Source organism: Rahnella sp. 2050, assembly GCF_040544515.1.
In the GTDB taxonomy this organism is placed as follows: Bacteria; Pseudomonadota; Gammaproteobacteria; order Enterobacterales; family Enterobacteriaceae; genus Rahnella; species Rahnella aceris.
In genome coordinates, this window is sequence record NZ_JBEPKE010000002.1 from 77,199 (window position 1) to 102,562 (window position 25,364).

Annotated in this window: 23 protein-coding genes; 9 read left to right on the plus strand and 14 right to left on the minus strand. The window is 53.3% G+C overall.

Features of this window, described 5'->3' with window-relative positions:
- Positions 1-30 precede the first annotated feature (30 nt).
- Positions 31-654 carry a glutathione S-transferase family protein gene (locus ABIC79_RS07605; protein WP_354566733.1) on the plus strand — a complete coding sequence of 208 codons (624 nt, stop codon included), beginning with the start codon at positions 31-33 and terminating at the stop codon, positions 652-654.
- A gap of 225 nt (positions 655-879) precedes the next feature.
- On the opposite strand, the gene ABIC79_RS07610 is transcribed toward ABIC79_RS07605, so the two are convergent.
- Positions 880-1,995: an SDR family oxidoreductase gene (locus tag ABIC79_RS07610; protein ID WP_013577323.1), complete on the minus strand. Its 1,116-nt coding sequence runs from the start codon at positions 1,993-1,995 to the stop codon at positions 880-882.
- Between the two features lie 447 nt (positions 1,996-2,442).
- On the opposite strand from ABIC79_RS07610, the gene ABIC79_RS07615 reads away from it, so the two are divergent.
- On the plus strand, positions 2,443-3,300 hold the full coding sequence (locus tag ABIC79_RS07615; protein WP_013577322.1) for a PA4780 family RIO1-like protein kinase: 858 nt from the start codon (positions 2,443-2,445) through the stop codon (positions 3,298-3,300).
- A gap of 28 nt (positions 3,301-3,328) precedes the next feature.
- Here ABIC79_RS07615 and ABIC79_RS07620 read toward each other — a convergent pair whose 3' ends face one another.
- The 3 genes from ABIC79_RS07620 to ABIC79_RS07630 form a co-directional block, all read right to left on the minus strand.
- Positions 3,329-4,069 (minus strand): substrate-binding domain-containing protein, encoded by a 741-nt coding sequence (locus tag ABIC79_RS07620; RefSeq protein ID WP_112197667.1) that lies wholly within the window; start codon positions 4,067-4,069, stop codon positions 3,329-3,331.
- A 47-nt stretch (positions 4,070-4,116) separates the two neighbouring features.
- A complete protein-coding gene (locus ABIC79_RS07625; protein ID WP_112151065.1) occupies positions 4,117-5,205 on the minus strand; it encodes an ABC transporter substrate-binding protein in 1,089 nt (362 codons plus the stop codon).
- Between the two features lie 81 nt (positions 5,206-5,286).
- Positions 5,287-5,919 carry a LysE family translocator gene (locus tag ABIC79_RS07630; RefSeq protein ID WP_013577319.1) on the minus strand — a complete coding sequence of 211 codons (633 nt, stop codon included), beginning with the start codon at positions 5,917-5,919 and terminating at the stop codon, positions 5,287-5,289.
- A 157-nt stretch (positions 5,920-6,076) separates the two neighbouring features.
- On the opposite strand from ABIC79_RS07630, the gene ABIC79_RS07635 reads away from it, so the two are divergent.
- Positions 6,077-6,880, plus strand: coding sequence for an inositol monophosphatase family protein (locus ABIC79_RS07635; protein ID WP_037034993.1), 804 nt, complete (start codon positions 6,077-6,079; stop codon positions 6,878-6,880).
- 237 nt (positions 6,881-7,117) lie between these two features.
- Positions 7,118-8,680: a methyl-accepting chemotaxis protein gene (locus ABIC79_RS07640; RefSeq protein ID WP_013577317.1), complete on the plus strand. Its 1,563-nt coding sequence runs from the start codon at positions 7,118-7,120 to the stop codon at positions 8,678-8,680.
- Positions 8,681-8,690: 10 nt separating this feature from the next.
- On the opposite strand, the gene ABIC79_RS07645 is transcribed toward ABIC79_RS07640, so the two are convergent.
- Positions 8,691-10,784: a putative bifunctional diguanylate cyclase/phosphodiesterase gene (locus ABIC79_RS07645; protein WP_015690534.1), complete on the minus strand. Its 2,094-nt coding sequence runs from the start codon at positions 10,782-10,784 to the stop codon at positions 8,691-8,693.
- A 268-nt stretch (positions 10,785-11,052) separates the two neighbouring features.
- Here ABIC79_RS07645 and ABIC79_RS07650 point away from each other — a divergent pair, with 268 nt between their 5' ends.
- The 3 genes from ABIC79_RS07650 to ABIC79_RS07660 all read left to right on the plus strand — a co-directional run bounded on the left by ABIC79_RS07650 (position 11,053) and on the right by ABIC79_RS07660 (position 15,416).
- On the plus strand, positions 11,053-11,721 hold the full coding sequence (locus ABIC79_RS07650; RefSeq protein ID WP_037034997.1) for a glutathione S-transferase family protein: 669 nt from the start codon (positions 11,053-11,055) through the stop codon (positions 11,719-11,721).
- A 409-nt stretch (positions 11,722-12,130) separates the two neighbouring features.
- Positions 12,131-13,498, plus strand: coding sequence for an NCS2 family permease (locus ABIC79_RS07655; protein ID WP_354566739.1), 1,368 nt, complete (start codon positions 12,131-12,133; stop codon positions 13,496-13,498).
- Between the two features lie 268 nt (positions 13,499-13,766).
- Positions 13,767-15,416, plus strand: a complete 1,650-nt coding sequence (locus ABIC79_RS07660) for a Na+/H+ antiporter (protein ID WP_013577313.1) — start codon at positions 13,767-13,769, stop codon at positions 15,414-15,416.
- Between the two features lie 58 nt (positions 15,417-15,474).
- On the opposite strand, the gene ABIC79_RS07665 is transcribed toward ABIC79_RS07660, so the two are convergent.
- Positions 15,475-16,353, minus strand: coding sequence for a LysR family transcriptional regulator (locus ABIC79_RS07665; RefSeq protein WP_013577312.1), 879 nt, complete (start codon positions 16,351-16,353; stop codon positions 15,475-15,477).
- Between the two features lie 144 nt (positions 16,354-16,497).
- On the opposite strand from ABIC79_RS07665, the gene ABIC79_RS07670 reads away from it, so the two are divergent.
- A complete protein-coding gene (locus tag ABIC79_RS07670; RefSeq protein ID WP_013577311.1) occupies positions 16,498-16,920 on the plus strand; it encodes a CidA/LrgA family protein in 423 nt (140 codons plus the stop codon).
- Positions 16,913-17,602, plus strand: a complete 690-nt coding sequence (locus ABIC79_RS07675; protein ID WP_112151062.1) for an LrgB family protein — start codon at positions 16,913-16,915, stop codon at positions 17,600-17,602. Before ABIC79_RS07670 ends, ABIC79_RS07675 begins: the two co-directional genes overlap by 8 nt.
- A gap of 590 nt (positions 17,603-18,192) precedes the next feature.
- On the opposite strand, the gene ABIC79_RS07680 is transcribed toward ABIC79_RS07675, so the two are convergent.
- The 8 genes from ABIC79_RS07680 to fis all read right to left on the minus strand — a co-directional run bounded on the left by ABIC79_RS07680 (position 18,193) and on the right by fis (position 25,344).
- Positions 18,193-18,954 (minus strand): amino acid ABC transporter ATP-binding protein, encoded by a 762-nt coding sequence (locus tag ABIC79_RS07680; protein ID WP_013577309.1) that lies wholly within the window; start codon positions 18,952-18,954, stop codon positions 18,193-18,195.
- A gap of 8 nt (positions 18,955-18,962) precedes the next feature.
- A complete protein-coding gene (locus ABIC79_RS07685; RefSeq protein WP_041673173.1) occupies positions 18,963-20,072 on the minus strand; it encodes an amino acid ABC transporter permease in 1,110 nt (369 codons plus the stop codon).
- 9 nt (positions 20,073-20,081) lie between these two features.
- Positions 20,082-21,260 carry an amino acid ABC transporter permease gene (locus ABIC79_RS07690; protein ID WP_013577307.1) on the minus strand — a complete coding sequence of 393 codons (1,179 nt, stop codon included), beginning with the start codon at positions 21,258-21,260 and terminating at the stop codon, positions 20,082-20,084.
- A gap of 103 nt (positions 21,261-21,363) precedes the next feature.
- Positions 21,364-22,389: an amino acid ABC transporter substrate-binding protein gene (locus ABIC79_RS07695; RefSeq protein ID WP_013577306.1), complete on the minus strand. Its 1,026-nt coding sequence runs from the start codon at positions 22,387-22,389 to the stop codon at positions 21,364-21,366.
- Positions 22,390-22,805: 416 nt separating this feature from the next.
- Positions 22,806-22,991 (minus strand): hypothetical protein, encoded by a 186-nt coding sequence (locus ABIC79_RS07700; protein ID WP_013577305.1) that lies wholly within the window; start codon positions 22,989-22,991, stop codon positions 22,806-22,808.
- Positions 22,992-23,077: 86 nt separating this feature from the next.
- The gene (gene lpxP / locus ABIC79_RS07705; RefSeq protein ID WP_013577304.1) at positions 23,078-23,998 is read right to left on the minus strand and encodes a kdo(2)-lipid IV(A) palmitoleoyltransferase; all 921 of its coding nucleotides are present in this window, start codon (positions 23,996-23,998) and stop codon (positions 23,078-23,080) included.
- Positions 23,999-24,418: 420 nt separating this feature from the next.
- A complete protein-coding gene (locus ABIC79_RS07710) occupies positions 24,419-24,850 on the minus strand; it encodes a DoxX family protein (protein ID WP_370447499.1) in 432 nt (143 codons plus the stop codon).
- 197 nt (positions 24,851-25,047) lie between these two features.
- Positions 25,048-25,344: a DNA-binding transcriptional regulator Fis gene (gene fis, locus ABIC79_RS07715; RefSeq protein ID WP_004097144.1), complete on the minus strand. Its 297-nt coding sequence runs from the start codon at positions 25,342-25,344 to the stop codon at positions 25,048-25,050.
- Between the last annotated feature and the right edge of the window lie 20 nt (positions 25,345-25,364).

Consider the following 25,364-nt stretch of genomic DNA (forward strand, 5'->3'; position numbering starts at 1 on the left):
TATTCGTGTACCACGTTAACAGGGGAAATCATGCTAAAGATTTTGGGTAAATCACCGTCGATCAATGTGCGTAAAGTGTTGTGGACCTGTCAGGAACTGGGGCTGGATTTCGAACAGGAACAATTCGGTTCGGGTTTTCAGTCTGTCCAGACTGCGGAATTTAAAGCACTGAACCCGAATGCGATGGTGCCGGTAGTGCTCGATGGCGAATTTGTACTGTGGGAATCCAACGTGATTTGCCGGTATCTGACGGCGCGGGAAGGGCGCGAAGATTTGCTGTCATCTGACCCGAAACGTCGTGCGCTGACCGAACAGTGGATGGACTGGCAATCCGGTGAACTGAATAATTCCTGGCGCTATGCGTTTCCGGCGCTGGCGCGCAACAGTCCGCAGCATCAGGATCCGGCGCTGATTGATGCCGGTGTCAGCGAATGGAACCGTCATATGCAGATGCTGGAAGAACAACTTCAGCGCAGCGGCGATTACGTGCTGGGGGATAATTTTACGCTGGCGGATATTCCGCTCGGGCTGGCGGTGAACCGCTGGTCGATGACACCCATGTCCCGTCCGGCGTTACCGGCAGTGACGGCGTATTATGACCGCCTGAATCAGCGCGAAGGTTTCAGGCTGTATGGCCGAAACGGCCTTGTCTAATCCCCGTCATCCTTCACGCTGCTTCTGCGTTGGTTGCGTTACTCGGCCCATCCATGGACCTCGCTCCTGAAGGAGCCGCTGCAAGCAGCGTTCCAATCTGCTCCCTGCAGATTGGTCACTCACCCCGGTCACTTACTTATGTAAGCTCCCGGGGATTCATTCAGTTGCCGTCTTGAAGCAACTGAATGATTTAGGGGAGTGTTTAATATTTAACAGACACCGGGTTTATTTAAAATCAACCTGCATCAGTTCGCTGATAGATTGTCCGCGGGTTGAGGAAACACATTTATCAATATAACTGTTAAAGGCAGCAGGTTTTGGAATGCCCATATCTAATAAACGAGAATTATCAAACTTCACATTTAACTGAGCAAAACCGCCATAAAGTTTAATGGCACGTAAAATAATTTTATCATTACACGGGCCGAGCACATCTTTAAATTGTTTGCGGATGCCGGTAAATTCCTGATAACTGGTCTGTTCATATTCACTGATAATGCGTGAAGTATTATTGGCTTTTGCCACCGAGGTATCTATTTCATGGAATGGCGTACACATCTCTTCGCCGGAAGAAATATGATAAAAATTATGGCTGAGGTCTTTGGCGAGACACAGTTTTACCAGCACCATCGCGCAATAGTCCACCGGAATAACATCCACCTGATCGTCGAGCGTACAGGTGAATTTCTTCAGTTTAATCGCCATCATGAACACCCAGAAGATGCTGCTTGAAGGCTGGCAGCCATGCTGCGTGTGACCGACGATAATCGACGGTCGTGCAACCACGAACGGCAGCGACGGGCATTCGGCGCGGACAAGATTCTCAATCGCCCGCTTGGAAGCCGTATACTGCACCAGATCTTCGTTCTGCTCGTTGTCCGGCATGCCTTCGTAGAAGACGCTGTCTTTATCCGGCATCGATGCCATCGCCGTGCCAACATGCACAAATCGCTGCAAACCTTTTACCTGCACCATACGTTTGGCGAAGGCCAGTGAACCTTCGACATTCACACGCCACATGGCCGGATTATGACCAAACGAGGCGATGGCGGCGCAGTTAATAACGTGCGTGACATTATCTAAACGCGCGTCATGAATAAAACTTTCCGGATCGGCCAGATCGCCGGTCAATATTGATTGCTCAGTTAGCGGAGAAAGCTGAGTATCATGTAATTCAAACTTCTTCAAATTATCGATAATTCTGGCGAGTCCCGTCGCATTATCGTCAGCCCTGACTAAGAGTAATAATGCATTATTGGTGGTGAGTTGCTGGCGAAGAAAATATTCAACGACAGCTCCGCCAACAAAACCAGTGGCACCGGTTATTAAAATAGTATTCATATCAGAAGACCTGCAACGGGAAATTACCGGCACAGTATCACCTCTATTCTAAACGGAACGTATACCGTTTTTTGCCTTGAATAAACGAAGCGTAAACAGCACGAAAAGCTTAAGTTAAAGAAAAAGTTCCGAAGACATAAAAATTTATTAACTGGCATGCTTTATTTACAGTAAGAAATAATTAGCGGACATAAATTAATTATTTAAGTTAAATTTAATCAGGGTGCCATAAAACCCCGGCGGGCATTGACGGTGAAAAGCAGCGGTAAAAAGTGATAACGTATGTGCATAAAGTATCCACTCCATCGCCACTACGTTAAACTGTACCCTTGAGAACAGTAAGCGATAAGGATCAGAAAGGATGACGCGAACGGCGTGTCTGGTGTGTAATGCAGGGAATATTGCGCAGGTCATTCCCTCATGCGCTGAAATAAGGTACAAGGCTGCATGAAAATCCCAAATAGAATCCAACCTCTGGTGGATGACGGCCTGATTGATGATGTGGTCCGTCGACTGAAAAGTGGCAAAGAAGCCGATGTTTACACCGTTTTATGCGGTGAAGAGATCCGCTGCGCCAAAGTGTATAAAGAAGCGACACAACGTAGCTTCAAGCAGGCTGTGCAGTATCAGGAAGGCCGTAAAGTCCGTAACACCCGCAACGCGCGTGCGATGCAAAAGGGGTCAAAGTTCGGGCGTAAACAGCAGGAAGAATCCTGGCAGACAGCCGAAGTGGATGCACTGTTCCGTCTGGCGAATGCCGGTGTGCGCGTGCCGCAGCCTTACATTTGTCTGGACGGCGTGCTGCTGATGGAGCTTATCACCGACGCTGACGGCGTAGTCGCGCCGCGTCTGAGTGACGTCATCCTGACTGAAGAAGAAGCGGTAGCCGATTTCGACACCATGATCCGCAACATCGTGCGCATGCTGTGCGCCGGTATCGTTCACGGTGACTTGTCAGAGTTTAACGTGTTGATGGACGCTGAAGGGCCGGTGATTATCGACCTGCCGCAGGCCGTGGACGCCGCTGCCAATAACCACGCTGAATCGATGTTCGAGCGCGATGTGAATAACATGACCGAGTACTACGGGCAGTTTGCACCGCAGTTGCTGGAAACGCGCTTTGCCAAAGAAATCTGGGCATTGTACGAAGACGGCAAACTGACACCGGAAACTATTCTGACCGGATTGTTCACCGAAGATACGCACAAAGCCGATGTGGATTCGCTGCTCGATGAAATCACTGCCGCTGAAGATGAGTATTACGATCGTCAGCGGGCAATGAAAGAAAGAGACCTCGATCACTAAGGTCGCGTTGTACCTGTTTGTATTTTTTCTATTCCGGCATCACCGCATGTCTCCCGCAAAAACCGGCGTTCTGCAAAATATGCTGGCCGGTTTCTGAAAGAATAAATTCTGCCAGCGGTTTCCCTTTCTCCGTGCAGGTCGCGAGCGCGTATCTGGCCCGCACGTTGTAATCCGCCGGAATGTTGTAGACTTCCAGCGCATCATTTTCCCGCAACAGCGCGGCATAACTGGTGTAGCCGATAAAAACATCGGCCTGACCGCTGCAAATCAGCCATTCTGCCGCCAGTTTGCCTGCCGGAATTTTGGCCGATTTCTCACCGCCCACCAGACGCAGCGCCTTGTTGCGTAAAATAGCCCCGGCATCGGGATGTCGCCTTTCGATCTGCTCAAACATTTGCCAGGTGTAATCACCGGAAGGATCGCTTTGCGGCGTCGATGTCGCCAGCCGAAAACGGGGATCAAGTAATACGCTCAGCCAGTTGAGTTTATCCAGTTCCGGCCCTTTTCGGGCGGTGACACACAGGCTGTTGCCGCAAAATGCTTCCACGTTCAGCGCCTTACCGTGCTGCTGCAACGTCAGCGGATGCGCGGTATTGGCCGAGGCAAACAGATCGACCTTTTCCCCTTGTTCGATACGTTCGCGCAACAGCCCGGCGGGGCCGAATTCCACGTCGACTTTGCTGTCGGTTTCTTCCGTAAAGGCATCGCACAGCGGCGCCCATGCGCGGCGTAAACTCCCTGCCGCCAGCACTTTAATCGTATTTGTCATCAGGTCTCCTTGTCACATTGCCTCAACGTAAAGCGCCGGAGACGAGGCTATTTCCCCGCGCGCGCCGCGTCTGCCGCGGGTTTAAAATCCGTCCGGTAGAAGCGCTGGTACCAGGCATCAGCCTGTTTTTGCATATCGATGTCAGCGAATTTTTGCGGGTAGAGTTTTTTCGCCATCCACAGTTCGCCGATCGCCATCGCTTCAGGCATCGGATAGCCCCAGGCTTTGGCGTATTCCGGCATCAGATAAACGCGGTGATTTTTGACCGCATCAATACCCTGCCATTTCGGATCACCGGTGATCTGCCCGACCACTTCCGGATACCGGTCCTGCACGAAGATCACCTGCGGGTTCCAGGCGATCACCTGTTCCAGCGCGACCTGCTTAAACCCTTTCACTGTGGCTGCCGCAACGTTCATCGCACCGGCATGCGCCATCATCAGGCCGGTATATTTGCCGGAACCGTAAGTGGTCAGATCGGGATTTGCCATATACGTGCGGATCCGCTGATTGGCCGGAATATCTTTCAGCCGTTCGCCAGTTAACTGACGCTGAGAAAAAGTATAGTCGATCAACGCCTGTGCCTGTTTCTGGTGATTGACCACGTCGCCAATTAGCGCGATGCCTTTCTTCAGCCCTTCGGTGTACGCCTCATCTTCATCCGGCAGCACCGGGTTCATCATATGTTCTTCGCCTTTCGGATCATCCCGCAATGAAACCGCCACGACGGCGATCCCGGCCTGGCTGATCTGGTCGATCATTTCCTGTGGTGCATAGTTGGTGACGAACACCACTTGCGGATGAAGCGCCACCACGCTTTCCAGGTTCACGCTGGTCAGGTCGCCGACCACCGGCGTTTTCGCCAGTTCCGGCGCAAGACGCACATAACCGCTGCCCAGTTGTCGCTGCCAGTTGTTCAGCACGCCGACAATATCTTTGGTGGCATCCAGCTGAACCAGCAGATTAAGGGTCTGATGTTGCAAAACGACGACGCGATCCACCTGATCGGGAATAGTGACCTGACGGCCAAGCTGATCGGTTATCTGGCGTGTGGCAAAAGCGCAAGGGGAAGCCAGGCTCAGGGCAAGCCCGAGCAAGGCAACGGAAGGCAAAAATCGGGATGAAAATAGACGCATGGAAAAATCCTCTGGTTTCGTTATGCAAAGGATTATATAGCGTTGATGCGGAACTGAATATGACGCGTGACAAATGGCCGGTTATTTACGCCCGTCGAGCAACATACGCATAGCCAGCCCGCCCAGCACTGCACCCATAAACCAGCGCTGGATGACCATCCACAATGGTCGTCCGGCCAGGAAGACGGCAATGTAACCGGCCGAAAGGGCAATGAGCGCGTTGACCGTCGCACTGATCAGAATTTGCGAGCTGCCCAGAATCAGCGACTGCGTCAGCACATGCCCTTGTTCAGGCACGATAAACTGCGGTAACAGCGTCAGATATAACACCGCCGCTTTCGGGTTCAGCAGATTAGTGACCAGCCCCATGGTGAACAGTTTTTTATTGCTGTCGCGGGGTAAATCCCTGACCTGAAACGGCGAGCGTCCGCCGGGTTTCACCGCCTGCCACGCCATATACAGCAAATACGCAGCGCCGCCGATGCGCAGGGCGTCATAAGCGAAGGGCACCGCCATCAGCAGCGCGGTAATGCCGAGCGCAGCAAACAACATGTAAAACAGGAAGCCCAGCACTACGCCGCCGAGGGAAATCAGTCCGGCTTTCGGCCCCTGACAGAGTGAGCGTGAAATCAGGTAAATCATGTTCGGGCCGGGCGTTAATACCAGCCCGAGGCAAATCAGCAGAAAGGGCAACCAATGGGCGGCATCGGGCATGGAAATCTCCGGCAAAATTTAGAAAGTTGAAGCACACAGATCTAGAGTGTTTTACGCTATTTTAGCAAGTGGCAGGTTGTCATTTTTTATTCATCGATTCCGATGCATTCTATGAAGACAGCTTTTGTTCCTTCCGACTGAAAACTCAGGATTTATCATGACCAACACTATGATGTCCCCGCGTCTGGCGGTTGCCAGTCAGATTGCGGCGCAGGCCGCCAGACTGGCGCTGGACTTTTTTCACCGCCGGGACACTATCGAAATCAGCAGTAAGCGTACGCAGGATTTCGTTTCAGAAGCCGATCTGGCGGTTGAGCAGTTTATCCGCACCCGGCTGGCAGAGCATTTTCCGCAGGATGCGGTGATCGGCGAAGAGATGGGCGGCATTCTGACCGACGCGCCGTGCTGGGTGATTGATCCTATCGACGGCACCTCGAATTTCCTGCGCGGTTCGCCGCTGTGGGGCGTGTCGCTCGGCCTGGTGGAAAATAAACAGCCGGTGATCGGCATTGTGGCGCTGCCGGTTTTAAACGACCTGTTTGCAGCAGAATCCGGAAAGGGGATTTTCCTCAACGACAAACCCTTCCGTCGCGATGATCGTTTTGAAGATGTACAGATTGTGTCGCTGGGCGACAGTGCGGACGACAAGCTGGACGAAGCCTCGGCCTTTTATCAGGGGATCCGCGCGGCTGACTGGTCAGTACATTGTTATCGCTGTACCACGGTCGGCATGGTGTTTGCGGCAAAAGGCATTATCGACGGCCATCTGCAACGGCGCACCACGCTGTGGGATATCGCTGGCGGCGCGGTGCTGTGTCAGGAGGCCGGGCTGGAAACGGTGGTGAAATTCGCGAAGACAGCGGACGGCAGCGACAATTTCCGACACATGTCGGTGGCGGCCGGTACGGCGAATTTGTTGTCGGCAGTCATCCCGTTATGGCCCGCTTTTGAACCGAAGTGAGCCAAAGTGAGTCGCGCTGAGTGCTCTCTCTCTTTATGAGAGAGCACATCTTTGCAATGCGTGGCAGATCATGTTTTTAAGGCGGGCCGGTAACATGAAAAATTCGTCCGGTAACCCTAAAATTACATTACGAAAGACAGCGCTTAACAAAATGAAATATAGTTTCATTTTCCCTAAAGTTCCCTTCATTCCGGCCGTTATGAGTGTTTCCTGTCACTGACTTTCCGATGTGCCCAGATGAAAAAGATCACCAACCTTTCCATACTTGCCCGTTTGCTGGGTGCATTCGCACTCGTCCTGAGCCTGCTGTTGATTCTGGCGGCGATGTCGGCCTGGCTGCTCAACAGCAGTAATCAGCAGATTGAAAACTACCGTGCCTACCGGCTTCCCGGCGTGCAGTATCCGCTGGTGATGCGCGGCACGCTGGCGGAATTACGCCTGCAACAGGTGCAATATATCGCCTCGCCAGAGGGGGCGCCGCGCGACGGCCACCGGGTCGAAATCCTTCAGGCGGTTGCCACTTTTAAAGACGCGGAAAATGCGTATCTGAAGCTGGACAGCGGCGGCAGTCAGTCAGACCTGTTTAAGCAAATCGTCGCTAATTTTGAGCAGTTTTCGCTGGCGAATAATGATGTGATTGCGGCGGTTGAACGCAACGACATTGCGCAGGCCACGAAAATCAGTGGCGATAACTCACGGAAATATCGCACACAGTTAATGGCGGATCTGGCAACGCTGGTCAAAAACGAGCTGACCAACAGTGAGCAGGCGGCAGCGGATGCGCGCAGCAGCTATCACACGGCCAGCGCGATGTTTTTAGTGCTGGTCGGCGTGGCGTTTATTCTTTCACTGACGATGGCGCTGCTGCTGGCGCACCATCTGGTGAAACAACTGGGTGGTGAACCGGCTTATGCCGCCTCTATTATGCGTGAAATCGCTGCCGGTAATCTGGCGGCAAAAATCACGCTGAAACCGGGTGATGACGGCAGTTTGCTGGCTTCGCTGAACGGCATGAACCAGCAACTGAATAAAACTATTCATCAGATTATGGAAGGCAGTGAATCCATCAATCATGCCGCCAGTGAAATTGAACAGGGTAATGTGGATTTATCACAGCGCACCGAAGAACAGGCGGCCTCGCTGGTGCAGACCAGTTCCAATATGCAAAACCTGACCGCGACCGTCAGCCAGAACGCTGAGAACGCCCGGCAGGCCAGCCAGCTGGCGCTGGAAACCTCGAAAACAGCGTCTCAGGGCGGCGTGATTGTTACGGGGATGCAGGCACATATGCGTGATGTTTCCGGCAGTTCGAATGAAATTATCAATATCATCAGCGTGATTGAAGGCATTGCCTTCCAGACCAACCTGCTGGCGCTGAACGCCGCTGTGGAAGCGGCGCGTGCCGGTACGCAGGGTAAAGGGTTTGCGGTGGTGGCGAGTGAGGTGCGGGTGCTGGCGCAAAAAAGCGGGCAGGCGGCGAAAGAAATTAAAGATCTGATTCAGGGCACCGTCAGCAAAATTGCCGAAGGGTCATTGCAGGCTGATCGCGCCAGTAAAGCCATGAATGAGATTGTCAGCTCGGTGAATAAGGTGGCTGAAATTGTCAGAGAAATCTCGACAGCAAGTTCTGAGCAGCACACCGGTATTCACGAAGTGGGGATTGCCGTTGACCAGATGGACAGGGTGACGCAGCAGAACGCCGCGCTGGTGGAACAGGCAGCGGCAGCGGCGCAATCCCTGACGGAACAAAGCGTTGAGCTACGCAACGCCGTGCGGTTTTTCCGCACGGCGACAGCCTGAGCCGGGGGCGTCAGGCTTTATCTGTGAGGGTTATCTGCGACTCCCAGTCCGTATCGGGGTGTTGGGCAATCTGCTGTGGCGTCATCGGACGCCCCAGAAGATAACCCTGTAAGGTGTCGCAGCCCAGTTGCGTCAGAAATTCCTGCTGTTGGATCGTTTCAACGCCTTCGGCCACCACTTTCAGGTTCAGCGTCTGGCCGAGGGCAATGATCGCAGAAACGATACTGGCGTCTTCGCTACCGGCAATCAGGTCATTAATAAATGCACCGTCGATTTTCAGCTCACTGGCCGGCAGACGTTTCAGATAGAGCAGGCTGGAATAGCCGGTACCGAAATCATCAATGGAGGCTTTTACGCCGTACTGTGTCAGGCGCTCCAGAATTTCCACGCTGGCATCCGGGTTACGCATCGCGGTGGTTTCTGTCACTTCCAGCGTCAGCATTTCAGGCGGGATCTGATGGCGTTCAATGGTTTCAATCACCATTTCGACCAGATTCGCCTGCTCAAATTGCAGCGTGGAAAGATTCACCGCTACCGTCCATTGCGTATGACCGGCCAGATGCCATTCCCGCAACTGGCGACAGGCTTCATTGAGCACCCATTCGCCAATCGGGATAATCAGTCCGGTTTTTTCCGCCAGCGGCAAAAACACATCCGGGCTGAGGAGGTTACCGTCGCGCTCCCAGCGCAGCAGCGCTTCGAAGCCACTCACCGGCCCGTAAGGCGCAATAAATTTCGGCTGATAGTGCAAACGCAGCTCATGGTGTGCAACCGCCAGACGCAAATCATTGAGCATTTGCAACTGGTTCTGGGCGTTGGCATTCATCGACGGCTGGAAGAAACTGTGGCCGTTACGGCCGGAATTTTTGGTGTGATACATCGCGGCGTCAGCATTGAGCATCAGCTCGCGTTCATTCTCGCCATCGCCCGGATACACCGCGATCCCCACGCTGGCAGAGACCAGCAGTTCGTAGCGGGAAACGTAAAACGGACGCGCAATCAGATGCACCAGTTTATCGGCCAGTTGCGAGGCATCGGTGGGTTCGGTGATCTCAACCAGCAGTACAAACTCATCGCCGCCGAGCCGCGCCAGCGTATCTGTCGCCCTCAGCTGCGATTGCAGGCGTTCGGTGACTGAAATTAACAGCTGATCGCCGATGTGATGGCCGAAGGCATCGTTAACGGCTTTGAATCCGTCGAGATCGAAAAACAGCACCGCAAACTGTGATTCGCCACGTGACGCTTTCTGAAACGCCTGACTCAGGCGGTCTTCCAGCAACAGACGATTTGGCAAATGGGTCAGATTGTCGTGCAGCGCCAGTTGGGTCAGCTCGCGGTTCGCCTGTGCCAGCGAAGATGCCAGAATCGAGGTGCGTGCCTGCATCCGGCCATCAAGAATAGAAATGATCAGGGTGATCGCCAGAATCGCCAGCGTGACCACAATCACCAGCAGTGCCAGCCAGTTATTGTCTACGCCGCTGAACGCCGCCATACTGTGGCTGTCCATCGGGAATTGTGCCGCAGCCATGCCGATGTAATGCATACCGACAATAGCAGCGCCCATTACCACCGCAGCGCTGATGCGCAGCAGACGGACATTGGGTGACTGATGACGCAGATTGAACGCCATCCACAGCGCCGCGCCGGAGGCGACAATCGCCACTCCCACGGATAACGCGACCCAACGGTAATCGTAGACAATGGGCGGCATCATCTGCATCGCCGCCATACCCGTGTAATGCATCGCGGCAATACCGCCGCCCATCAGCAAGGCACCGGCAAGTAACCGCCCGGTGGGTAACTCCTCAAGGCATACCAGCCACAGCGCAAAAGCTGAGGAAATGATGGCAATCAGCATAGAAAGCAGGGTAATTAAAGGGTCGTAACCCATTGGCATCGAAGCATTAAAGGCCAGCATGCCGATAAAATGCATCGACCAGATGCCGATACCCATTGCAATGGCGCCACCTGTTAACCAAAGTCGGGAAGCCTTTCCCTCTGTGGTGGCAACCCGGCCTGCCATATCAAGCGCGGTATAAGAGGCAAGCATTGCAACAATGAACGAAAACATCACAAGCACATTGTTGTAATTACTGGAAAACATGTGAGGCTCCACCAACAGAGAGTCGAAAGCGACGGGTTAATTTGTTATCCGGCGATAATGGCATTAAGCCTTATTAAAGGCGAACGAAGTTGCGATAATTTTTTTGGCATAATTAAGATTAATCCGTAAGTGATTTTAATCAAATAAAAAGATTTTTGATAAATTAACCCTGAAGAAAGTCAGGGTTAATAAAGCGAATCTGATACGCGCTTTGAAAGTGTTGTCTATAGTTAACAAATAATTAATTGAAAAAGGACAGAAGACTTTTATGCTAACTGTGCATCATTTGGATAATTCCCGTTCACAGCGAATCTTATGGATGCTCGAAGAATTGGGCGTCCCTTACGAAATCAAATGTTATCAGCGGGATAAAGGAACCATGCTGGCGCCGCCATCGCTGAAAAAAGTCCATCCTCTGGGCAAGTCGCCGGTGCTGGAAGACAACGGGCTGATCCTTGCGGAATCTGGCGCCATCATTGAATACCTGCAGGAAGTGTACGATGAGGCGGGCACGCTGAAACCCACGGCGTTTGCTGAGCATCAGCAGTATCGTTACTGGATGCACTACGCTGAAGGTTCTCTGATGCCTTTGCTGGTGATGAAGCTGATTTTTAGCCGTCTGGGTAAACCGCCGATGCCGTGGCTCATCCGTCCGATTGCCGGCGCCATAGGACAGGGCGTGCAGAAGAATTATCTGGATAAGCAGATTTATACGCATATGGATTATCTGGAACAGCATCTGAGTACACATCCTTATTTCGCCGGTCAACAGTTCAGCGCGGCAGATATTCAGATGAGTTTCCCGATAGAGGCGATCAATGCCCGCGCCGGACTGGGAAAATATCCTCTGCTGAAGGCCTGGTTATCGAATGTCACAGCGCGTCCGGCATATCAGAAAGTGCTGGAAAACGGCGGTTCGTTTAATATTTTGCGTTAATTTCTTATCCATTTTTTATATTTTAAGGCGTTCATTGCGGGCGGAGTTTTACGTAATAAACGTCTTATAAAAGATAAACCACAATAAATACCCTGTTATTTATTTCCCTTCTTTCCCCTCCTTGTTTGTCTCTTTTTCTGCCGCCGGATAAATTTCCACCACAACCGCGTTTTTATTGACCAGACAACGGTAAATTGTTGTCATTCACGGTTGATGTACGGCGGTTAAAGGCAGGATAATCGTTTGCGTAATTTTTTGTCCTGCCACACGCGATGCGAGTTAAACGTTTGCCTTGCCGTTCTGACGCCATTTTCGGCGATTTCAGGCGACAAATAAGGAAGTGAACGTGCAGAAACGGTTTCATAATGACCACGCCGGCTAATCAGTAAAGACATTCAGAGGATTTTCCATGTCGAGTCAACAACCTCAAGCTGGCCGCGCAGTTGCGCCAAAAGGCCCGCTTGATGCTTTTTTCAAAATCAGTGCGCGTGGCAGTAACGTCCGCCAGGAAGTTATCGCTGGCTTAACCACCTTTCTGGCGATGGTCTATTCGGTGATTGTCGTGCCCTCGATGCTCGGCAAAGCGGGCTTCTCGCCAACCGCAGTGTTTGTCGCGACCTGTCTGGTCGCCGGTTTCGGCTCCCTGCTGATGGGGCTGTGGGCGAATTTGCCGCTGGCGATTGGTTGCGCCATTTCTCTGACTGCTTTTACCGCGTTTAGTCTGGTTCTCGGCCAGCACATCAGCGTACCGGTGGCGCTCGGCGCGGTATTTCTGATGGGTGTGTTGTTCACCATTATCTCGGTGACCGGCATCCGTTCGTGGATTTTGCGCAATCTGCCAACCGGCGTTGCGCACGGTACCGGTATTGGTATCGGCCTGTTCCTGTTACTGATCGCCGCCAGTGGCGTCGGTCTGGTGGTGAAAAACCCGCTGGACGGCTTACCGGTGGCACTCGGCGCATTTACCTCATTCCCGGTCGTGATGACGTTGCTTGGTCTGGCGGTGATTTTTGGCCTGGAGAAACTGCGCGTTCCGGGCGGCATCTTGCTGGTGATTATCGCGATTTCCATTATCGGCCTGATCTTCGATCCAACAGTGAAATATCAGGGTTTATTCGCCATGCCTTCTCTGGCGGGGGCTGACGGTAAATCGGTGATTTTCGATCTCGATATTCTGGGTGCACTGAAAGCTGCGGTATTGCCCAGCGTGCTGGCACTGGTGATGACAGCGGTGTTTGATGCCACCGGCACCATCCGCGCTGTCGCCGGACAGGCAAACTTACTGGATGAAAACGGCCAGATCATCAGCGGCGGTAAAGCCCTGACGGCTGACTCCGTGAGCAGTATTTTCGCCTCCCTGGTTGGCGCATCTCCGGCAGCGGTTTATATCGAATCGGCAGCCGGTACGGCGGCGGGCGGCAAAACCGGTCTGACGGCTACCGTCGTCGGTGTGCTGTTCCTGCTGATGCTGTTCCTCTCTCCGCTGTCTTATCTGGTACCGGCTTACGCCACCGCACCCGCGCTGATGTACGTGGGTTTGCTGATGCTCAGCAATGTCACCAAACTGGATTTCAATGATTTCGTGGATGCGATGTCAGGGTTACTGTGCGCAGTATTTATCGTTCTGACCTGTAACATCGTCACCGGTATTATGCTCGGTTTCAGCGCACTGGTGATTGGACGCATCTTCTCCGGCGAATGGCGAAAACTGAACATCGGCACGGTGATTATCGCCGTAGCGTTAGTGGTGTTTTATGCGGGCGGATGGGCGATTTGATCTGTTTGCTCCCTCCCCTGCGAAGGGGAGGGTTGGGGTGGGGTATTAATGACGAATCAGTAGGTTGAAGTGTGCTTTGGCATGAGTTTTGTCATTAAAACCCCCTCCCGTCCTCCCCCTTCGCAGGGGGAGGAGCAAACCCTCTCTGATGTAACCGCACGCACTGATTTAAATCACATCCCCTTTTGATCTACTATTCCTTAGTTCGCTCCGGACTCACTCACCTGCGTCTGGCTGAAATTCATAAAAACAAGAGTCTAAGGAAAGCATGGAAATCTTCTTTACCATTCTGATTTTGATTCTGGTGGTGTCGCTCTCCGGTGTCGTCACCAGAATGTTGCCGTTTCAGGTTCCTCTTCCATTAATGCAGATTGCCGTCGGTGCTTTGCTGGCGTGGCCCAATTTTGGCCTGCACGTGGACTTCGATCCGGAACTGTTTCTCGTCCTCTTTATCCCGCCGTTGCTGTTCGCCGATGGCTGGAAAACCCCGACCCGTGAATTCCTCCACCACGGGCGCGAAATTCTCGGGCTGGCGCTGGTGCTGGTGCTGCTCACCGTCGTCGGTATCGGTTATCTGATTTATATGATGGTGCCGGATATTCCGCTGGTGGCCGCGTTCGCGCTGGCTGCGGTGCTGTCGCCGACCGATGCCGTGGCACTGGGCGGCATTGTCGGTAAGGGCCGTATTCCTAAGTCGATCATGAGCGTGCTGGAAGGTGAAGCGCTGATGAATGACGCGTCCGGTCTGGTGTCGCTGAAATTCGCTATCGCCGTGGCGATGGGCACGATGATCTTTACCGTCGGTGGTGCCAGTGTTGAGTTCCTGAAAGTCGCGATTGGCGGTCTGATGGCCGGTGTGGCGGTGACGTGGTTGTACAGTAAATCGCTGCGCATTATGAGCCGCTGGAGTGGTGATGATCCGGCGACACAAATCGTGTTCCTGCTGCTGTTGCCGTTCGCGTCTTATCTGATTGCCGAACATATCGGTGTGTCGGGCATTTTGGCCGCTGTGGCTGCAGGGATGACCATCAGCCAGTCCGGCATTATTCGTAATGCACCGCTGGCGATGCGTCTGCGTGCGAACAGCGTCTGGGCGATGCTTGAGTTCGTGTTCAACGGCATGGTGTTCATCATGCTGGGTCTGCAATTGCCGGGCATCCTTGAGAACTCAATTGATCAGGCGACACACGACCCGTCTATCGTGACGTGGCACCTGTTTGCTGATGTCGGGATTATCTACTTTGCGCTGCTGATCCTGCGTTTCGTCTGGCTGTGGGTGATGAAGAATTTCAGCAACCGTTTCCTGAAAAAGAAACCGCTGCTGTTTGGCAGCTACAGTACGCGTGAACTGTGGGTGGCGTCTTTTGCCGGTGTGCGCGGGGCGATTACGCTGGCCGGTGTGCTGTCGATTCCGTTATTCCTCGCCGATGGTTCGGCGTTTCCGTCGCGTTATCAGCTGGTGTTTCTGGCGACCGGCGTCATTCTGTTCTCACTGATTGCCGGTGTGATTGCCTTGCCGTTCCTGCTCAAAGGCGTGGTGGTGGCTGACGGCACGGCTTATCGCGAAGAAGAACGCATGGCGAAATCGGTCGCGGCGGAAGTGGCGATTGAAAGCCTGCATAAGATGGAAGAGCGTCTGGCGGCGGATACCGAAGAAAATATTGATGAACAGACGCTGAAGGAAATCAGTTCGCGGGTTATCGGGACGTTACGGCGACGTACGGCCAACCGCGATGATATGGAAACCGCGCTGAAGCTGGAAAACCTCGAGCGCCGCTTCCGTCTGACTGCGCTGCGCGCTGAACGTGGTGAGCTGTATCACCTGCGTGCCACGCAGAAAATCAGTAATGAGACGCTGCAAAAACTGCTGCATGACCTCGATTTACTTGAAGCGCTGCTTGTCGAAAAAGAAGTGTAGTTTCTGTCAGAAATGAAAAAACCGCGTGCGCTGCCAGGTTCACGCGGTTTTTTATTGGCTATTTCCAGTAGTCGCGGCACAACGTGATCCACGCCTGTGCACTGTGCGAGAGATAGCTGCCCTGATGCCAGATCAGCCCGAGCTGCCACGGCATCAGCGGATCCAGCGGCAGCCACATCAGCGCATTCTTATCCAGCCGCTGACAGACCGGTTCCGGCAAAATCGCCACACCCATACCGGTTTGTACCATCGCCGCCAGGAAATCCCACTGCCCGCTGCGCGCCGCAATTTTTGGCGTAAAGCCGTGTGAGGTAAAGGCATCCATCAGCTGGCGGTACAGGGCAAAATCTTCGTTATAAATCAGGATGCTTTCATCAGCCAGATCACTGAACCCGATGCGCGTGCGGTTCAGCCAGTGTGGCGTGCGCGGCACCACAACGCACAGCGGATGACTGAACAGCAGCAGTGAGGCGATAGAAGGCACGGCGTCAGCGGGCAGGGCAGTCAGCGCCAGATCCAGCTCGCCGGAAATCACAGCCTGTTGCACGGTCAGCCCGCCAAACTCGGAAATAATCAGTTCAATGCCGGGATATTGCTGGCGGAAGCTGCCGATAAGCGGCGCGATTTGCGTCCCGACCATCGGCGGAATGCCCAGCCGCAGATGACCGGATTTCAGCGAGTTAATGTCTTCCAGTTCCGCTTCAAGCTGGCGGAATTCCTCAAGGATATTCAGGCCACGCTGATACAACGCCTGACCGCTGTCGGTCAGGTGTAAACGGCGTCCTTCGCGGACAATCAGCGTGCATTCCAGTTCTTCTTCCAGATGACGCAGCATTTTGCTGATCGTTGGCTGGGTGACGAACAACTTTTCCGCCGCGCGGGTAAAGCTCTGCTGGCGAACCACTTCGACAAAATAGCGTAAGGTACGGACGTCCATGGGCTGATGTTTCCCCGGTCAGATCGGCGAGTTACAAAGTATTCCAAACTGGAATCATTTTTATGATTTTAATTCATTTCTTTACCGGTTTCCTGCCAGCGTATACTTCATTTTCACACTTTTCCCTCTTTCGAGGTCGTCCCCATGTTGTTGGCGTTGCGCACTAAAGCGCCGTCCCTGCTGACCCGTTGTCAGATCCCTGTTCAGGTGGTGTTGTACGCGGTGTTATTCGTTATCGCTGATCGTCTGGTCACTGCGTTACATCTGCCGTTACCCGCCAATATTGTCGGGATGCTGATGCTTTTACTGCTGATTATGTTGCGTATTTTGCCTGTGAAATGGGTGAAAGCCGGTTCCCGCTGGTTGCTGGCGGAAATGCTGCTGTTCTTCGTACCGGCCGTGGTGGCTGTGGTGAATTACGCCCAGTTGCTGATGATCGAAGGCTGGAAAATCTTTCTGGTGATTGGGATCAGCACGATGCTGACGCTCGGGGCGACCGCCGTGGTGGTCGATAAAGTGTATCGTCTGGAGCAGCGTCTGGCGGCAAGGAAGGCGAGCCGTGACTGATTTACTGATCAGCATGTTGTGTTTTGTGGTCACCCTCGGGTTGTATTACGGCAACAAAAAACTGTACCGCCAGAAGCGCACACTGCTGCTGATGCCACTGGTGTTCACGCCGATTGTACTGGTGATTTTGCTGGTGGTGACGCACACGTCGTATCAGGATTACCTCGGTGAGACGCACTGGTTGTTATGGCTGCTCGGGCCGTCAACCATCGCGTTTGCGGTGCCGGTTTACGAGAATATGGCGGTGATCCGCCGTCACTGGATGTCGCTGAGTGCGGGCGTGCTGACGGCGATAGTCGTTGCCGTCGGCAGTTCCGTCTGGCTGGCGCGCATGCTGACCCTGCCCGAAGAAATCCAGCGTAGTCTGGCGGTACGCTCTATCACTACGCCGTTTGCGCTGGCAGCCGCGAAACAAATGGGTGGCCAGCCTGATCTGGTCGCGTTGTTTGTGGTGATCACCGGCGTATTCGGCATGGCGATCGGGGATATGCTGTTTCTGCGTCTGGCGGTAAAAAGCGGCCTCGCAAAAGGTGCCGGTTTCGGTGCGGCGTCACACGGTGCGGGCACGGCGAGAGCTTATGAACTGGGTGCGGAGGAAGGCGTAGTATCAAGCCTGGTGATGATGCTGGCAGGGGTTGTCACTGTGGTGATTGCGCCGGTGATCGGCGGGGTGATGTGGTGATGATCTTTTGAAAAAGATCTGAAACATTAAGGTCAAGACCTTGGGTTGCCACCCAAACTGGCCTTAAGGGCGGCTTATCGCCGCCGCCCTTAAGAATCCCGGGCTCTTTTACTGCACGCTTCGCTCGCTGGCTATGTTTCAGGTGCCGCAGCGATAGCCGCAAAATTCCGCCGCTGCGCGGTGCCCTCCGTTCGGGTTACAACCCGCGCAAAAAGACGCGCGGTTTTCCACCTCTCCTCCGGCGGTATTTTGGAACCGGCCTCAACTTTAACTTCACAACCTCACCATCCTCTTTTAAAAAAGCCTGCGGGCGTTTCAGAAAGCTTGCTGAACGGAGCGGCCTGGAGACCAGAGGCTCCAGGACCGAGTGAAGGTACCGCGAAGCGGCAAGCTTTCCAGCCTGTCACGGTGGTGGCTGAAACATAGCCAGCGAGCGAAGCGCGGGTTGAAAAAGCGAGGGGAAATCCAAAAGGGGAAAAGCACTTTCCCCTTTTGGGCGGTTTCGGCGCAGCGCGATAAGTGATCACCGCTAATGAGAAACCGAAATTTTCACCGTTCCGTTCAGATGCCGGTCAAGCTGCGGCCTCAGCTCAGTGAATCACCTGTGACAAGAACTCCCGCGTCCTCGCTGACTTCGGATTGGCAAAGAACTCCAGCGGCGGGGCCTGTTCCACGATCTCCCCGCGATCCATAAAGATCACCCGGTCGGCGACCGTTCTTGCAAAGCCCATTTCATGCGTTACACACAACATGGTCATGCCTTCTTCCGCCAGCGTGATCATGGTGTCCAGCACCTCTTTCACCATTTCCGGATCGAGCGCAGAAGTCGGTTCATCAAACAGCATAATTTTGGGCTTCATACACAGCGAGCGGGCGATCGCCACACGCTGTTGCTGACCGCCGGAAAGCTGGCCGGGGAATTTATGCGCATGCTCGGCGATACGGACACGTTTCAGGTAATGCATCGCCAGTTCTTCGGCTTCTTTCTTTGGCATCTTACGCACCCAGCAGGGTGCCAGGGTGCAGTTTTGCAAGACGGTCAGATGCGGGAACAGGTTGAAATGCTGGAACACCATGCCGACTTCGGTGCGCACGCGTTCGATATTGCGCAAGTCGTCGTTCAGTTCGGTTCCGTCCACCACGATGCGCCCTTGCTGGTGCTCTTCCAGATGGTTAATGCAACGGATGGTCGTTGATTTCCCCGAGCCGGAAGGGCCGCACAACACGATACGTTCACGCGGTTTCACGCTCAGGTTGATGTCTTTCAATACGTGGAACTGTCCGTACCACTTATTCACGTTTTCCAGCGTGATCATCATATTTTGGTTTTCAGTGACTTGATGGTCGCTCATGGTTTACCTCAGTGTGCGGAACGTCCGGTGTGAAAGCGTCTTTCCAAATGCTGGCTATAACGCGACATGCTAAAACAGAAAATCCAGTAGACGGCGGCGGCGAAGACGTAGCCTTCGGTTGACATGCCCAGCCATTCAGGATCGACGGTGGCTTGCTGGACGCTGCTGAACAAATCAAACAGGCCGATGATGATCACCAGACTGGTGTCCTTAAACAGCGCGATAATAGTGTTGACCAGACCCGGTATCACCATTTTCAATGCCTGCGGCAGAATGACTAAGCCTTGCGTTTTCCAGTAGCCGAGCGCCAGTGATTCGGCGGCCTCCGTCTGGCCTTTCGGCAGCGCCTGTAACCCGCCGCGCACCACTTCCGCGACATACGCCGACTGGAACAGCACCACACCCACCAGCGCACGCACCAGTTTGTCGATACTCGTCCCTTCGGTCATAAACAGCGGCAGCATCACCGAGGACATGAACAGCACGGTGATAAGCGGCACGCCGCGCCAGAACTCGATGAAAATCACCGACAGAATACGCACGACAGGCAGGCTTGAACGCCGTGCCAGCGCCAGCATAATGCCCAGCGGTAACGCACCGGCAATGCCGACAGCGGCAATGATCAGCGTCAGTGTCAGGCCACCCCACTGACGGGTTTCGACGCGACTCAACCCCAGGAAACCGCCGTACAGCATGATCCAGGTGAAAATCGGGAAGAGCACCATCCAGCAGGCGATATAACGTCCGCGGCGTGGCATGGCTTTAAAGAAGATCGGTGCAAGGGTCAGCAGACCGACGATCAGTGTGACGTTGATGCGCCAGCGTTGATCGAACGGATACAGCCCGTACATGAACTGGCCGAAACGTGCGTGGATAAACACCCAGCACGCGCCAGCTTTGGTGCAGTCAGTGCGCGCCGTGCCAACCCAGTTGGCCTGGAAAATCACCCAGTTCAACAGCGGAGGGATCAGCAGCCACATCAGCCATAAACAGAACAGCGTCAGCAGGCTGTTAAACCAACTGGAGAACAAATTTTTACGCGCCCAGAGCACGGCCGTTCCGAGTGGCGTTCCGGGTTTCACGGCTCTGACTCCCGGAGGAAGTGTTGTCATTGTCATGGGATTCCCTTAACGCTCGACCAGCGCGATACGCCGGTTGTAAATGTTCATCAGGAAGGAAATTGCCAGGCTGATGATCAGGTACACCGACATCGTAATAGCAATGGTTTCAATTGCCTGACCGGTCTGATTGAGCACGGTACCGGCGAACAGCGACACCATATCCGGATAGCCAATTGCAGCCGCCAGAGAGGAGTTTTTCACGATATTGAGATACTGGCTGGTCAGCGGTGGAATGATCACCCGCATGGCCTGCGGCAAAATCACCTGACGCAACGTGACAGGATTCGGCAATCCTAACGAACGGGCGGCTTCATGCTGACCGTGTGAGACAGACTGAATGCCGGATCGGATCACTTCGGCGATAAACGTTGAGGTATAGACCGATAATGCCAGCGTTAACGCCGCCAGTTCCGGGATCAGCACCATGCCGCCACGGAAGTTGAACCCGCGTAGCGCAGGCACGTCCCAGTGCAGCGCAGGCCCGAAAATCAGGTGCGCCAGCGCCGGAAAGACAACCAGCATCACAATCGCCCACGGCCAGATATGCCAGATCCGGCCGGTGTGGATCTGGCGGAAATGGTTGTAGCGTTGCAGCGCGATGATGCCAAAAATCGCCAGCAGCACGGCGATAAAGCCCGCCAGACTACCCGGTGCCAGTTCCGGTGATGGCAGATACAGGCCACGGTTACTGACGAAAGCCAGGTCAAAAGCATTCAGACTCTGACGCGGTCCCGGCAGGTTACGCAGTACGGCGAAATACCAGAAGAAGATTTGCAGCAGCGGGGGAATGTTACGGAACGTCTCGATATATACCGTCGAGACTTTGCGAATCAGCCAGTTATCGGAAAGGCGTCCTAAGCCGATAATGAACCCGAGAATCGAGGCAAAAACGATACACAGCGCGGAAACCAGCAGCGTATTCAGCAGACCGATAACAAATACGCGGGCGTAGGTGTCACCTTCCTGGTAATCAATAAGATGCTGAACAATGCCGAAACCGGCACCTTTTTCAAGAAACGCAAATCCCGAGGTGATCCCTCGTGTAGTCAGATTGGTAATGGTGTTGTGGAGCAGGTAACCCAAACAGGCTACCAGCAACACCACCGCGAAAATTTGGTAAATCCAGGCTCGTACGGCTGGGTTGGTCAGCGATAACGAACCTTTTTCGGTTGGGCGTTGCGACATAGTCAATGGCCTTTAGCAATCTTTCACCGGGAAGTGATGCACCGGGGAACGACCGGTGCATCAACATCCTTAAACACTTTTCAACTTCATGAAGAAAGGATATTTAGCGAACTGGAGGCGCGTATTGGATCCCGCCTTTATTCCACAATGCGTTCTGGCCACGTTTGATTTTCAGCTCGCTGCCCTGACCGACATTGCGTTCAAAGCTTTCGCCGTAGTTGCCGACCTGTTTAACGATTTTTACTACCCAGTCATTAGGCACTTTCAGGTCAGCACCGTAAGTCCCGGTTTTGCCCAGCAGGTTGCTCATATCAGGTGTCGTCGGGTTAGCCGCCAGCTTATCCACGTTCTGAGAGGTTACGCCCATTTCTTCAGCGTTCAGCATCGCGAACAGTGACCAGCGGACGATCGCCAGCCAGTCTTCGTCACCACGACGAACTACCGGACCCAGAGGTTCTTTAGAAATCACTTCCGGCAGAACGATGAATTCGTCTGGTTTGCCGAGTTTGATACGCAGTGCGTACAACTGAGACTGGTCAGAGGCCAGGGTGTCACAACGACCTGAGTCCAGCGCTTTCGCACTTTCGTCCGAGCGGTCGAAGGTGACCGGGGTGTAAGTCATTTTGTTGGCTTTGAAGTAGTCAGCCACGTTCAGCTCAGTATCCGTACCGGCCTGCAGACAGACCGTTGCGCCATCGAGTTCTTTCGCGCTTTTCAGGCCCGCTTTCTGGTGAGTCAGGAAGCCGATACCGTCGTAGTAGTTTACGCCGGCGAAAATCATGCCCATGCCCGCATCGCGGGAAGAGGTCCAGGTCGTGTTACGTGACAGGATGTCCACTTCGCCAGACTGCAGCGCGGTGAAACGCTCTTTGGCAGTCAGCGGGGTATATTTCACTTTCTCAGCATCACCAAACACGGCAGCAGCCACCGCACGGCAGACGTCAACGTCGATACCGGTGAATTTGCCTTTGGAGTCAGCGTAAGAGAAGCCTGGCAGGCCGTCGCTGATACCGCATTGAACAAATCCTTTCTTTTTAACGGCATCCAGAGTGGTACCTGCATGAGCCTGACCAGCCAGTGTCACGAAGCTTGCTGCGGCAATCAGTGTTGAGAGCAATATTTTTTTCATAAAGCGTCCTGTGAGACAAAACTGAAATTATTATTGTGTAAGTGCCGGAGCACCCTGTCTGTTTATGGGGCAACGCCCTCTGCACCTGTCTTTGCAAAGGGAGTGCCAACATGAAAAACGCCCCATCAATCAAGTCATGTAGAGGAATTGCACAGTAACATTGACGAGGCGTATAAAATTTATTGCCCCGTTTCAGTGCGCGGTCAATGTGGCTGCGTTAAATGAGTGCGGAATATTTCAATATTGGAGTGCAGATCGCGCTGTTTGCAGCGAAGTGAAATGTGCATTCATATTTGGAAAAAAAATGAGGCAAAACGATGAGTAAATCTCTCAGACCAGGCGTTCTGAGAGATATGTTGGCATGACGGGATTTAAAACAGGGGACATTATCAGTGCAGCGGAGAAAATAGAGTGACTTATTTGGCCTGATCTTTACTGCCTTTGATCAGTTTACGCGCCGCCGCAATCTGGTCATTGTCCGGCGTTTTAGGTTTGGCTTTGTTGAGCGCAGAACTGAGGCCTGAGCGCCCCCAAAGGTCAAAGCTGTCATCATCTTTGAGATGGTCAAAGATAGAAGGTGTCGCGTCGGGTTTTTTAGCCATAAAGATTACAGATCTCTTATTGGATGCAATGAATGAAAAAAGCCCGACGCGGTGGCATCGGGCTACTGTTTTATGGCCTCTGGCGCTTATCGATAAAGCGAAGGCGCACCCGCCGGGCGGGTTTTAAAGCGGCGATGCAGCCAGAGATACTGATCCGGCGCACGCATAATTTCTTTTTCGATCACGCGATTCATGTAGGCTGCTGCCGCCATTTCATCGTCGATCGGGTAATCCTGCAACTGGGGCTGGATAACCAGTTCATAACCCGTACCGCCTGCTTTACGTACCAGCACAACGGTCACCAGCGCAGGTTTTGCCAGACGCGCCAGCATAAAGGTTCCGCTGGTAGTTGCGGCCTGATCGACAGCAAACAGTGGCGCAAATACGCTGCCACGCGGGCCGTAATCCTGATCCGGCGCAAACCAGACAGCTTCGCCTTTTTTAAGCGCGTGAACCATACCGCGTAAATCTTTGCGATCGAGCATCGCCTTGTTAGACCGCATACGACCCCAGGTCTGCACAAATTCCATCGCTTTATTATTGTGCGGGCGATACATCGCCATCATCGGCTGACATAAGCCCATCGCGCGGCCGCCTAATTCCAGCGACATAAAATGCACGCCAATCACCAGCACGCCCTGTTTGTTTTCCTGCGCCTTTTTCAGGTTGTGCAGGCCGCTGACGTCAAACCAGCGTTTAACACGGGCATCCGACCAGAACCAGGCCATGCCGGTTTCCAGCAGGCCCATGCCAAGGGATTCAAAGTTGCTGATGATGCGCGCTTCGACCTGATCAGCGGGGAGATCCGGGAAGCACAATTGCAGGTTACGGCGCGTTATCGACACACGACGTTTCAGGAAACGCATGGACGTCCGGCCCAGCCAGATGCCGAGACGGTTTAACACCGGATAAGGAAGCTGAACCAGCAGGAACAATACGCCAAGGCCAAACCAGGTCAGCCAGTAACGTGGATGTAAAAATGATGCGCGAAAGCGAGGAGAATTCATAAAAGCCCAATCATCTGCATAAAAAACCGGGGTAACGCGTCAGGGGTTAGCTCAGTCGCGATACGAATTGTCTGTTAAAGAGTGGGACAACGTGCGGGTGTAAACGTTTCCGAAAGCACATATATTGACTCACTTTTACTTTATCAAGACACAATTAAAAGGCGGGATCGCGAAGCTGAAGGGCTGTCCGTAGGCGTTGAGCGGGGCGAATTCGACTCTTGCCGTGAGTATAACATGTCGTGTGATCTAACCGCAGAGGGTAATTGTCCGATAAACGCACTCTTTACTGTTTATTTACGTGTGGGTTTAGACAATAAAATGAAAACACTACGGAAAGAAGGCATTAGCATTCAGACGTCGCGATATCCACCACATGATATTTCAGCATGCTCCGCTGGCGAAACATGCTGAAAGGGAATATCAGCGATACAGCGGGTTGCTCATTACAGAGTACCGTCCACTGCCATACAGCGCGATCACGACGGCTGCCATGAAGTAATAGACGATATCTTCAATCGCCCAGGCACCGACCGGGGTGAGTGCAAAGGTGTGATGGATACCGACCATCATCCACGCAACAATCATTGTCGCTGCGGCAGACAGCGCGGCGAGTCGGGTGAAAATCCCCAGCATCATCATAATCGGGGCGATCACTTCGCCGATGATCACGCCGTAGGCGACAAATGCCGGAATACCATAGCCTGCCAGCATGCCCTGAATACCGCCCAGACCGTCATGCAGCTTATGCCAGCCGTGAAAAATCAGCAGTCCATAGGTGATCCGTAACAGCAAAATCGCCAGATCAGGTTTGTTCAGTGCTGCGGTAAAACGAAGATAAAGTTGCTTCATCAGAGTGACTCCCGGAGACGTTTTATTGTCCGTCTAAGGTAGTGCTTAATCGCTGAATGCAGGAGATAATTATTCTCATTTGGGTTGATCTGGGTTAGGTTTTGCGCAGATTTTGGGGTAAAGGTCTACGGGCAAAGCAGAAAACAAAAAGGCGCTCCCCTTGCGGAAAAGCGCCTTTTTAAGACATCGACTGATTAGTATCAGTTCATGCCGTATTTTTTCAATTTCTTACGCAGCGTACCGCGGTTGATACCCATCATCAGGGCCGCACGAGTCTGGTTGCCACGGGTATACTGCATCACCATGTCTAACAGTGGCTGTTCAACTTCAGCCAATACCAACTCATACAGGTCATTCACGTCCTGACCATTCAATTGAGCAAAATAGCCCTTAAGTGCTTGTTTTACCGAGTCACGCAGGGGTTTTTGGGTTACCTGATCCTGAGAATTAACGGTAGAAACGGTCAGTACGTCAGAATTCACGCGTTGTTCGAACATAGTTCTGTCAGCTCTTTTTT

Bases quoted from the DNA above. Each gene is read 5' to 3' on its own strand.
- ABIC79_RS07665 (WP_013577312.1), bottom strand. From the start codon at position 16,353: ATGGACGTCCGTACCTTACGCTATTTTGTCGAAGTGGTTCGCCAGCAG.
- fis (WP_004097144.1), bottom strand. From the start codon at position 25,344: ATGTTCGAACAACGCGTGAATTCTGACGTACTGACCGTTTCTACCGTT.
- ABIC79_RS07650 (WP_037034997.1), top strand. From the start codon at position 11,053: ATGCTAACTGTGCATCATTTGGATAATTCCCGTTCACAGCGAATCTTA.
- ABIC79_RS07645 (WP_015690534.1), bottom strand. From the start codon at position 10,784: ATGTTTTCCAGTAATTACAACAATGTGCTTGTGATGTTTTCGTTCATT.
- ABIC79_RS07625 (WP_112151065.1), bottom strand. From the start codon at position 5,205: ATGCGTCTATTTTCATCCCGATTTTTGCCTTCCGTTGCCTTGCTCGGG.
- ABIC79_RS07660 (WP_013577313.1), top strand. From the start codon at position 13,767: ATGGAAATCTTCTTTACCATTCTGATTTTGATTCTGGTGGTGTCGCTC.
- ABIC79_RS07700 (WP_013577305.1), bottom strand. From the start codon at position 22,991: ATGGCTAAAAAACCCGACGCGACACCTTCTATCTTTGACCATCTCAAA.
- ABIC79_RS07630 (WP_013577319.1), bottom strand. From the start codon at position 5,919: ATGCCCGATGCCGCCCATTGGTTGCCCTTTCTGCTGATTTGCCTCGGG.
- ABIC79_RS07640 (WP_013577317.1), top strand. From the start codon at position 7,118: ATGAAAAAGATCACCAACCTTTCCATACTTGCCCGTTTGCTGGGTGCA.
- lpxP (WP_013577304.1), bottom strand. From the start codon at position 23,998: ATGAATTCTCCTCGCTTTCGCGCATCATTTTTACATCCACGTTACTGG.
- ABIC79_RS07690 (WP_013577307.1), bottom strand. From the start codon at position 21,260: ATGTCGCAACGCCCAACCGAAAAAGGTTCGTTATCGCTGACCAACCCA.
- ABIC79_RS07655 (WP_354566739.1), top strand. From the start codon at position 12,131: ATGTCGAGTCAACAACCTCAAGCTGGCCGCGCAGTTGCGCCAAAAGGC.
- ABIC79_RS07695 (WP_013577306.1), bottom strand. From the start codon at position 22,389: ATGAAAAAAATATTGCTCTCAACACTGATTGCCGCAGCAAGCTTCGTG.
- ABIC79_RS07680 (WP_013577309.1), bottom strand. From the start codon at position 18,954: ATGAGCGACCATCAAGTCACTGAAAACCAAAATATGATGATCACGCTG.
- ABIC79_RS07685 (WP_041673173.1), bottom strand. From the start codon at position 20,072: ATGACAATGACAACACTTCCTCCGGGAGTCAGAGCCGTGAAACCCGGA.
- ABIC79_RS07635 (WP_037034993.1), top strand. From the start codon at position 6,077: ATGACCAACACTATGATGTCCCCGCGTCTGGCGGTTGCCAGTCAGATT.
- ABIC79_RS07605 (WP_354566733.1), top strand. From the start codon at position 31: ATGCTAAAGATTTTGGGTAAATCACCGTCGATCAATGTGCGTAAAGTG.
- ABIC79_RS07615 (WP_013577322.1), top strand. From the start codon at position 2,443: ATGAAAATCCCAAATAGAATCCAACCTCTGGTGGATGACGGCCTGATT.
- ABIC79_RS07670 (WP_013577311.1), top strand. From the start codon at position 16,498: ATGTTGTTGGCGTTGCGCACTAAAGCGCCGTCCCTGCTGACCCGTTGT.
- ABIC79_RS07610 (WP_013577323.1), bottom strand. From the start codon at position 1,995: ATGAATACTATTTTAATAACCGGTGCCACTGGTTTTGTTGGCGGAGCT.
- ABIC79_RS07620 (WP_112197667.1), bottom strand. From the start codon at position 4,069: ATGACAAATACGATTAAAGTGCTGGCGGCAGGGAGTTTACGCCGCGCA.